At 49.6% G+C, this 9,847-nt stretch carries 3 protein-coding genes, 2 tRNA genes, 1 other RNA gene and 4 pseudogenes; 6 read left to right on the top strand and 4 right to left on the bottom strand.

Annotation, left to right across the window (positions count from 1 at the left end):
• The 4 genes and pseudogenes from C7N83_RS05385 to C7N83_RS05370 form a co-directional block, all read left to right on the top strand.
• A pseudogene (locus tag C7N83_RS05385) lies at positions 1–147 on the top strand (IS1595 family transposase); the annotation flags it as partial.
• 231 nt (positions 148–378) lie between these two features.
• Positions 379–1,158, top strand: a complete 780-nt coding sequence (gene yaaA / locus C7N83_RS05380) for a peroxide stress protein YaaA (RefSeq protein ID WP_106741165.1) — start codon at positions 379–381, stop codon at positions 1,156–1,158.
• An 81-nt stretch (positions 1,159–1,239) separates the two neighbouring features.
• Positions 1,240–1,330: transfer RNA gene (locus C7N83_RS05375), tRNA-Ser, on the top strand.
• A gap of 19 nt (positions 1,331–1,349) precedes the next feature.
• Positions 1,350–1,440, top strand: a tRNA-Ser gene (locus C7N83_RS05370).
• A gap of 115 nt (positions 1,441–1,555) precedes the next feature.
• Here the strand turns inward: C7N83_RS05370 and dld are convergent.
• The 4 genes and pseudogenes from dld to ffs form a co-directional block, all read right to left on the bottom strand.
• Positions 1,556–2,586: pseudogene (gene dld, locus C7N83_RS05365) on the bottom strand (D-lactate dehydrogenase); the annotation flags it as partial.
• 48 nt (positions 2,587–2,634) lie between these two features.
• Positions 2,635–2,769: pseudogene (locus tag C7N83_RS05360) on the bottom strand (alanine racemase C-terminal domain-containing protein); the annotation flags it as partial.
• 1 nt (position 2,770) lies between these two features.
• Positions 2,771–3,361 (bottom strand): annotated as a pseudogene (locus C7N83_RS05355) (FAD-binding protein); the annotation flags it as partial.
• A 902-nt stretch (positions 3,362–4,263) separates the two neighbouring features.
• An RNA gene (gene ffs / locus C7N83_RS05350) (signal recognition particle sRNA small type) lies at positions 4,264–4,360 on the bottom strand.
• 474 nt (positions 4,361–4,834) lie between these two features.
• Between ffs and C7N83_RS05345 the strand changes: the two genes are divergently transcribed.
• Both C7N83_RS05345 and waaF read left to right on the top strand, forming a co-directional pair.
• On the top strand, positions 4,835–8,665 hold the full coding sequence (locus C7N83_RS05345) for a DUF3683 domain-containing protein (RefSeq protein WP_106741164.1): 3,831 nt from the start codon (positions 4,835–4,837) through the stop codon (positions 8,663–8,665).
• A 132-nt stretch (positions 8,666–8,797) separates the two neighbouring features.
• The gene (gene waaF / locus C7N83_RS05340; protein WP_106741162.1) at positions 8,798–9,820 is read left to right on the top strand and encodes a lipopolysaccharide heptosyltransferase II; all 1,023 of its coding nucleotides are present in this window, start codon (positions 8,798–8,800) and stop codon (positions 9,818–9,820) included.
• The last annotated feature ends 27 nt before the right edge of the window (positions 9,821–9,847 follow it).

Genomic DNA, 9,847 nt, shown 5'->3' with positions numbered 1-9,847 from the left:
TGAAAATTTCCGGAATCAGGTAAAGCGCATTCTACGGAAATAGAACGGAAACCTTTCCCTTTATTCCCGAAGGAATGTGAATTTCGTTTTAACTTTGGCGTACCAAAAGGGCAGCTTAAAGTCTTGCGGTTTTGGTGTGGTATTTAAAGCTAATCTATACAGCCCTATATTTAAAAATCCGAAAACAGTTGTTTCGGCCAAAACGAAAGTTGTTTTTACATAAAAAGTGCCAACAACCCGACCTTTTCCAACACCTGAAAACCTTTCTGCTTGCCTGACCAACTGCGATTAAGCATTTCAACCGTCCCGATTCTTGCCCTGCTTGGCGTTTGAAATTAAAATCAACGCATTCACTTCCGACACCGACACGAGGCGACCATGTTTTTTGTCTTATCTCCGGCGAAAAATCTCAACGAAAAAGATTCCGCCCCCGTTCAAGAATTTACCCAACCTGATTTACTCAAGGAATCGGAAATCCTGATGCGTGAATTGTGTCAGCTTGCACCGCAGCAAATCGCCGAACTCATGCACGTTTCCGATAAAATCGCCCTACTCAATGCCGAGCGCAATGCCGCATGGCACACGCCGTTTACGCCTGAAAATGCCAAGCAGGCGGTGTATATGTTCAACGGCGATGTGTACGAAGGCCTTGATGCCGAATCATTGAGTCCCACGCAAATCCTATACCTGCAACAACACGTGCGCCTGCTTTCCGGCTTATACGGCCTGTTGCGCCCACTTGATTTGATGCAGCCCTACCGCTTGGAAATGGGCACGGCCTTTGCCAATCCTCGCGGCAAAAATCTGTATGAATTTTGGGGGGACCGCATCACCGACCTGCTCAATGAAACACTTGCCGCCAACGGCAGCGATGTGCTGATTAATCTGGCTTCACAAGAATATTTCAAATCGGTCGATACCCAAAAACTCAATGCCGAATTGGTTACACCGATATTCAAAGACGAGAAAAACGGCCAATACAAAATTATCAGTTTCTATAACAAACGCGCACGTGGTTTGATGGTACGCTATGCTGCCGAACACGGCATTACCGAGCCACAAGCTTTGCAAAATTTTGATTATGAAGGCTACGAATTCAACGCCGCCGCTTCAAATGAAAAAGAATGGGTGTTTTTACGTACAAAACAAACCAAGTAAAAACAAAAATCTAAGCCTTAATGCCTAAATTTTGCTTGGCAAACAGGCAAGTTTTCATTACTATATTCCCTTAAAGAAAACGGAAGCGTGGCAGAGCGGTTTAATGCAACGGTCTTGAAAACCGTCGAGGGTTGATAGCCCTCCGTGAGTTCGAATCTCACCGCTTCCGCCATTTCTCGGATAAACTCTAAGGAAGCGTGGCAGAGCGGTTTAATGCAACGGTCTTGAAAACCGTCGAGGGTTGATAGCCCTCCGTGAGTTCGAATCTCACCGCTTCCGCCAGCTTAAAAAAGCTGCTTGTTCTAAGCAGCTTTTTTGTTTGGGCCATAATACAGAGGCCGTCTGAAACCATATTCAGACGGCCTCTGTATTATAATCTGACCTATTTCAGAATCCATCATTCCGCCCAGCTTTTCTTCTTAGACGTATGCCCAATCTCCGAGTTGAAACTATTGGTCGGGTCGAGTTTGCAGTAAAATTGTTTCAGTGCAGGATTGGCATCATAAAGATGGCCGACATTGTGTTCTGCCGGATATTGCGCACCGCGTTGCTTGAACAATGCCAACATTTCATGTTCTAAAGCCATGCAGCCGTTGCCTTTTTTAATCACATAATCCTGATGGAACACGTGGCACATAAAATGGCCGTAATAGCAGTAATAGAGTTTGTGAATGATTTTATCGTCGATTTCTTGCGGAAAATGCTCATACCAATCTCGGCCATCACGGCGCAAGGCAATATCAAGCGCCACCAAGTCTTCCACTTCGTCATCATGCACAGCACAGTAACGGATGACGGCTTATGCTTCTTCGCTTCTTCGGCATTGTATTCGAAATACGCGCCGCCGTGTGCCGCAAAATAATCTTTCAAAAACGCATGCGCTTCGTCCACGTCCTGACCGCCCATTTTCACAATCAGATGATGCTCGTATTGGTTGCGGTAATTGAGCAAGGATTGAGGCAGATGTTGCAGCAACAGCTTACTTAACCATTACAGGGTTTTGTCAGAGAAATGCTTCAGCAAGAAAGATAATTTTTGCTGAAACGGTCAGCACGTGCTTTGTAATCAAATAATTTCGGCAATCGGTGCGTGCCGAATTTCTTAATCACGTAAAAAGTGTCTTTGCCATAGATTTCGGCGATATTGAACACATCGCGGTGGATGTATTCACCTGAAATCGGCCAATGCCGCGCGGCAGATGTCAGCTCGTTGATGTCGTTGGTGCTGATATATTTTCAGCCCTTGCAAAAAGGTATCCAAACTCATGGCAAACATCATTACTTTACCCGCGCAACCCGAGACTTCGTAATGGCGTGCGGGATCGGCATTGAACCGTGTAGCAGTCGGCTCGTCCACTTGGTGTACATGGTCGCAATAGTCATGGTTGTGACCTTTACAGGCGTTTTGCGTAATATCTTTGCGCTGATATTTGAAAATTATCAATATCTCTAAAATCTCACTTCAATCTTTCAATGTTTACTCGGAATAAGTAAATTTTGCGCGCTTCACATTGCACAACAATTCATACGGAATCGTACCTGCGGCTTCAGCTACTTCATTGATGTTGACCACATCACCCCACAATTCGACTCCGCATCCCAAACCTTCTTGGATGGTGGCCTTGCAGATTGGTAAGAATCTCTTCCGGTGTATCGCCCAAATGAATGCCCAAATGATTGACGAACTCCAATTGGCCACCTGAATTGATTTGCGCAAACAAAGCCATTTCGGTGTAAGCCGGTCCGCGCTGCACCAATGCGCCGCCCGAATTGTTGCACACCCTGCCCAAGACTGATATGCCGGTACACGACGACCCAATCACCGAATGCATTTCCCGGCCTGAAAGTTTCAATAAAAGCTCCAGCCGGTTCAGGGGCGAACCGGGCAGGCACACAACTTGCTCATTGTTATTAATCGGCCGGATGATGTTCATGCGCATGGTGTTCACAATCATAATGTCACGATCGTAATCATCACCATCGGGCGTTGAGCCGCCGGTCAAACTGGCATCGGCTGCCTGCGTAATCACAATCACATCAGCACCGACACAAGCTTGCAGAATCTGCCATTGTTGCAACAGTGTACCTGGCTTTACCACGGCCAATGCATATCCTTCGCCAAATCGATAACCTTAGCGGTAAGGTTTGGTTTTGTTCAGGTCGGTGAGGATAAATTTATCGCCGACAATCAAACGCCGAATCAGTTATGAAGCAGTCATGTTCATCACGGTTTCCTTTGTATAATCAAAAATTTTAATATGTTTTTAAATAAAACCATTGCAATGAGACGTTATCATAAAGTAAAAGCCGTCTGAGCATTTCAGACGGCCTGTGGCGGCTTGATCATTTGCCGATACTGTTTCGGCAAACCCGGTTGTTTGGCAACGGATGCAAACATCGGAAGCCGCAAAGTAGACAAAACGGTGTGCCGGTAAAGTAAGTCAACGAAATAACAAAATACGTCCAATCGGCGGTGTGACGCTCAGCCATTGCTTACTTCACTGTCCGGCACCGCGGATGCACCGGTTTTCTGCATCGGACTATTCAAGATTGGTCTTGGCTTTCTATCGACGGCACTAACAACCCCCTTCTTGTCCAGCTCAAAGTCAAAGGAAAAAATCCGACAAACAGGGGGCAGGCATGATGTCAAACCGGCAGAGTCAGCTTTATCAGAAATACAAACAGCCAAACCCGATTGCAAAGATGCCGGGCATGGTTTATGTATAGATAAAGCCTATGACAGTCCGCAGGTTAGAGAGTTTATCTTCTCACCCCGCATACGCCGCATATCCGTAGTCGCAGTGAAGAAAAAAAGAATTAGATAAAAAGGCAGGATTGATGACCGGACGATGGGTGGTTGAAAAAGAAGCCATAGCCGGTTGAATCGTTTTTGCAGGGTATTTGGTTCGCCGGGAAAAGCAATCTGAAAATTATCCGGCTATGCTTCATTTTGCATATGCAATTATTGCGTGGCGGAATATCTGATGAGATAGGCTCTAAATGCGGCAGATAATACTCCTGTTCCACTACAAACGCTACGCTCTTTTTTCAGACGGACCGACAAGCAAAAACACCGCAGGCAAAGCTTGCGGTGTTTTTACAATAAGGTGGCGAGCCGAACCCCCGGCACTGGCTCATCGGAATGGGCTGCTGGCTTCCGCCCCTGACCCGTTGCTCCAAATAACCATGCGGGGAGACCCGCCAAAGAGAAAATAATTATAACGCTTTTCAGGAAAATTTCAAGCATAAGGCCGTCTGAAATTAAAATCAGTTGGAAACACAGTCAAAAAACCATCAAAATGACCAGCAAAGCGAATTCCACAAGAACCGATTTCAGTATAGAATAAGCAGTTTTTCCCATTGAAAATAATGGTATTTAAACTAAGGCGTATCCGCATTTTGTCTTCATCGCAGATTTTCGAGCAGAAAAGCGCGTATTCAAGGCAATACTCAAAAGAGAACGGTTACACGCTGCACCAGTAAAAACAACCGGCGCAACAAAGTTGGGCACCTTATGCGCATTTTCAACGCGGCAGACAGGTTTTTATGCCGGAAAGATGCCGCATGATGAAATGAGGATACACCCTACAAACACACTTCGCCAAAAGTCGTCTGAAAATTTCAGACGGCCTGAAAAACCAAAAATTGTCAAAATAATAAAGATACGGACACACACCATGACCACGACTGCTGTTCCGCAACGCATCCGCGAAATCCCCTACAACTATACTTCTTATACCGACCGAGAAATCGTCATCCGCCTGTTGGGCGAAGAAGCTTGGCATATCCTGCAAAATTTGCGCATCCAACGCCGCACCGGCCGTTCGGCGCGCATGTTGTTTGAAGTATTGGGGGACATGTGGGTGGTGGTGCGCAATCCCTACCTGGTTGACGATCTGCTCGAACATCCCAAACGCCGCGAGGCTTTAGTTCGCGAAATGCACCACCGTCTGACCGAAATTCAAAACCGTCGCGATGACAATCAAAAAGTCCGAACATTGGTGCAGTCCACCATGATGGCGGTGAAGAATTTTGACGAAAGCTTCGACATCACCAAACAAAAGCGCAAACAGATTCTTGACCGCTTGAGCCAAATCACCAAGCCGCACAATATTATGTTTGACGGTTTGGCACGCGTGACCCACGTCACCGATGCCACCGACTGGCGCGTGGAATATCCGTTTGTGGTCATCAACCCCGACAATGAAGCCGAAGTCGCACCACTGGTACGCGCGCTGATTGAACTGGATTTGGTGATTATTCCGCGTGGCGGCGGCACGGGCTATACCGGCGGCGCGATTCCGTTGGATGCCAACAGCGCAGTCATCAACACCGAAAAGCTCGATGTGCACAACGGCGTACAATTCGTCACCCTGCCGGGCTTAGACGGCACGCATCCGATTATCCATTGTGGTGCCGGAGTGGTGACCCGCCGTGTGGAAGAGACCGCACACAAAGCCGGCTTGGTATTCGCCGTTGACCCGACTTCGGCTGATGCTTCTACTGTCGGCGGCAATGCAGCGATGAATGCCGGCGGTAAAAAAGCCGTATTGTGGGGCACGGCGCTCGACAATCTGGCCTACTGGCAAATGGTCAACCCGAAAGGCGAATGGCTGCGCATCGAACGCGTGCGCCACAATTTCGGCAAAATCCATGACGAAGAAACTGCCATTTTCGATGTACACACGCTCGATACAAGCGGCAACAACATCGTCAAAACCGAACGTTTAGAAATTCCCGGTCACAAATTCCGCAAAGTCGGCTTGGGTAAAGACGTCACCGACAAATTCTTGAGCGGCCTGCCGGGCATCCAAAAAGAAGGTACCGACGGCATCATTACCAGCGTGGCCTTTGTGTTGCACAAAATGCCGAAGCACACCCGCACCGTCTGCATGGAATTTTTCGGCACTGTCGCCAACGCCACGCCCTCCATCGTTGAAATCCGCGATTACCTGCTCAGACATGAAAAAGTACAATTGGCAGGCTTGGAGCATCTCGACTGGCGTTATGTGCGTGCGGTCGGTTATGCCACCAAATCGGCAGGCAAAGGCCGTCCGAAAATGGTATTGCTGGCCGATGTCGTTTCCGATGACGAGCAAGCCGTGCAGGAAGTGGCCGAACACATGGCCGACATGACGCGCAAACGCGAAGGCGAAGGCTTTATCGCCATCACACCGGAAGCGCGCAAAACCTTCTGGCTCGACCGCAGCCGCACCGCAGCCATCGCCAAACACACCAACGCTTTTAAAATCAATGAAGACGTGGTGATTCCGCTCGAACGCTTGGGCGAATATTCAGACGGCATCGAACGCATCAACATCGAACTGTCGATTAAAAACAAACTCACCTTATGCACCGCCCTGCTCGATTACCTGCAAAGCCGTCTGCCGGTGGACGCCATGGGTACCGACTTGCCGAGCAAAGAATTATTGGGCGACCGTGCCACACACGCGCTCAACCATGTTTCCGCCGTCAAAGAACGTTGGGAATGGCTGCTGACCAATCTTGACGCCCCCTTGAACGAATACAAAGCGCGTTACGGCAAGGCCGTATTTGCTGATCCGGAAGCGCATGATGACGAAAGCTGCTTTACCGCCTTCCGCGATTTCCGTTTGCGCGTATCAATCAAAGCCGACGTGATGAAACCATTGGGCGAGATTTTCAGCGGCAAATCCGACGTGAAAATTTTAGAAGATTTGGCAAAGATACACGGCAGAATCGTGCGCGGACGCGTATTTGTCGCGCTGCACATGCACGCCGGCGACGGCAACGTCCACACCAATATTCCAGTCAATTCTGACGATGCCGAAATGCTTCAGACGGCCTATCATTCCGTCGACCGCATCATGAAAATCGCCCGTAGCTTAAACGGCGTGATTTCCGGAGAACACGGCATCGGCATCACCAAAATGGAATTTTTGAGCGATGAAGACATGCAGCCGTTTTGGGATTACAAAGCCCAAGTCGACCCTGACGGCCGCTTCAACCGCCACAAGCTGATGAAAGGTGCCGACCTGCGCAACGCCTATACGCCGTCGTTTGAATTGCTCGGCGCGGAATCGCTGATTATGGAAAAATCGTCTTTAGGCACGATTGCCGAATCAGTGAAAGACTGCCTGCGTTGCGGCAAATGCAAACCCGTTTGCTCAACCCATGTGCCGCGTGCCAACCTGCTTTACAGCCCCCGCAACAAAATTCTCGGTGTCGGCTTGCTGACCGAAGCTTTCTTATATGAAGAGCAAACCCGCCGCGGCGTGTCTTTAAAGCATTTTGACGAGCTGACCAACATCGGCGACCACTGTACCGTGTGCCACCGCTGCGTCAAACCATGTCCGGTAAATATCGACTTCGGCGACGTGACCGTGGCCGTCCGCAACTATCTCGACGAAACCGGCCACAGCATCACCGTACCGGCAGCCGCAATGGGCATGGCGTTTTTAAACGCAACCAACCCGAAAGCCATCAAAGCGTTACGTGGCACGATGATCCAAACTGGCTTTCCGGCACAAAATTTTGCCTATAAATTAGGCAAAATATTCCCGATTGTGAAAAAAGGAAAAGCCGCACCGGCTGCCACCGTCAACAAGCCGTCAATTAAAGAACAGGTAATTCACTTCATCAACCGACCGCTGCCCAAAGGCGTGCCGGCCAAAACACCGCGTTCGTTATTAGGCATTGAAGACGACAAAAGCATTCCGATTATCCGCAACCCGCAAACCGCCGAAGACAGCGAAGCCGTGTTCTACTTTCCGGGCTGCGGTTCAGAACGGTTGTTCAGCCAAATCGGCTTGGCCACCCAAGCCATGCTGTGGCATGTCGGCGTGCAGACCGTATTGCCGCCGGGCTATATGTGCTGCGGTTATCCGCAAGATGCAGGCGGCAACAAAGCCAAGGCCGAAAAGATGAGTACCGACAACCGTGTGTCGTTCCACCGCATGGCCAACACGCTGAATTATCTCGACATCAAAACCGTCGTCGTGAGCTGCGGCACCTGTTACGACCAGCTGGAAAAATACCGCTTTGAGGAAATCTTCCCTGGCTGCCGCATTATCGATATTCACGAATACCTGTTGGAAAAAGGCGTGAAACTCGACGGTGTGGAAGGTCAGCAATACCTGTATCACGATCCTTGCCACAGCCCGATTAAAACCATGAATCCCACCCAAATGGCCAGCGAACTGATGGGACAAAAAGTCGTCTTGAGCGACCGCTGCTGCGGCGAATCGGGCATGTTTGCCGTTAAACGCCCCGACATCGCTTCACAGGTGAAATTCCGCAAGCAGGAAGAAATCGACAAAAACCTCAAAGCGCTGCCGCAAAGCCAGCCGGTGAAAATGCTCACTTCCTGCCCTGCCTGTCTGCAAGGTTTGAGCCGCTACCGCGATGACAACGACATGCCGGCTGACTACATTGTCATCGAAATGGCCAAACACATTTTAGGCGGCAACTGGCTGAAAGAGTTTGTCGATAAAGCCAACAACGGCGGTGTGGAAAAAGTCTTGCTGTAAAGGCCGTCTGAACTATAAAAGGCCGTCTGAACGCGCAAACAAATCTTTGATTTTGTTTTCACGCTTGTTCAGACGGCCTTTTTATTTTGTATTAAAATAACACCCTATCCCATCAACCACCGCCCGCAGACCATGTCTAAAAAAATCCTCATCATTTCCCCCAGTTGGATTGGCGACTGCGTCATGACCCAGCCGCTCTACCGCCGGCTGCACGAACTGCATCCTGACTGCAGGATAGACGTGTTCGCACCGAAATGGTCGATGGCAGTATTCGAGCGTATGCCGGAAGTAAACAATATTCTAGAAAACCCGTTCGGCCACGGCGCATTGGATTTAAAAAAACGCTGGCAAATCGGGCGCAAATTAGGCAAACGCGGTTACGACCAAGTCATTGTGCTGCCCGGCTCACTCAAGTCTGCCCTCACCGCCTTTGCCACCGGCATCAAGCAGCGTACCGGCTATGTGGGCGAATCGCGCTACATTTTGCTCAACGACATCCGCAAGCTCGACAAAGCCGCTCTGCCGCTGATGGTCGACCGCTATACCGCGCTTGCCCATCCGAGCCAAGCCGATTTCAACGGTTTTTCCGACAAGCCTTTGTTCCAAATCGATCCGGCAAGCCAACAAACTGCCTTAGTCAAACACGGCCTGCACACCCATCAACCGATTATTGCCTTCTGCCCCGGCGCAGAATTCGGCCCCGCCAAACGCTGGCCGGCACACCATTTTGCCGGCTTGGCACGCGATTACCTTACCGCAGGCTGGCAGGTCTGGCTGTTCGGTTCGCAAAAAGACTTTGAGATTGCCGCAAAAATTAACCGGCTTTCAGACGGCCTCTGCACCAATTTATGCGGTAAAACCTCGCTTTCCGAAGCGATTGATTTACTGGCCTGCGCGGAAAACGTCGTCTGCAACGACAGCGGCCTTATGCACCTTGCCGCCGCACTCAACCGCAAACTCGCCGCCGTATACGGCTCGTCCAGCCCCGACCATACGCCGCCTTTGAGCGACAAAGCCAAAATCGTTACCCTCAATCTCGGCTGCTCGCCCTGTTTCAAACGCGAATGTCCGCTGGGACATACGGATTGCTTAAACAAAATTCAGCCGAAAATGGTGGAAAATGCCATTATTCAGATAAATCATATGCATAAATGATGATGGAAAGGCTGTCTGAAAAAGCTG

The sequence above is a fragment of the Neisseria iguanae genome, from assembly GCF_003013245.1.
GTDB lineage: Bacteria > Pseudomonadota > Gammaproteobacteria > Burkholderiales > Neisseriaceae > Neisseria > Neisseria iguanae.
This window is presented reverse-complemented; position numbering and strand designations above follow the sequence as displayed.

Coding starts and splice junctions, on each gene's coding strand:
- yaaA (WP_106741165.1), top strand. CDS start 379: ATGTTTTTTGTCTTATCTCCGGCGAAAAATCTCAACGAAAAAGATTCC.
- C7N83_RS05345 (WP_106741164.1), top strand. CDS start 4,835: ATGACCACGACTGCTGTTCCGCAACGCATCCGCGAAATCCCCTACAAC.
- waaF (WP_106741162.1), top strand. CDS start 8,798: ATGTCTAAAAAAATCCTCATCATTTCCCCCAGTTGGATTGGCGACTGC.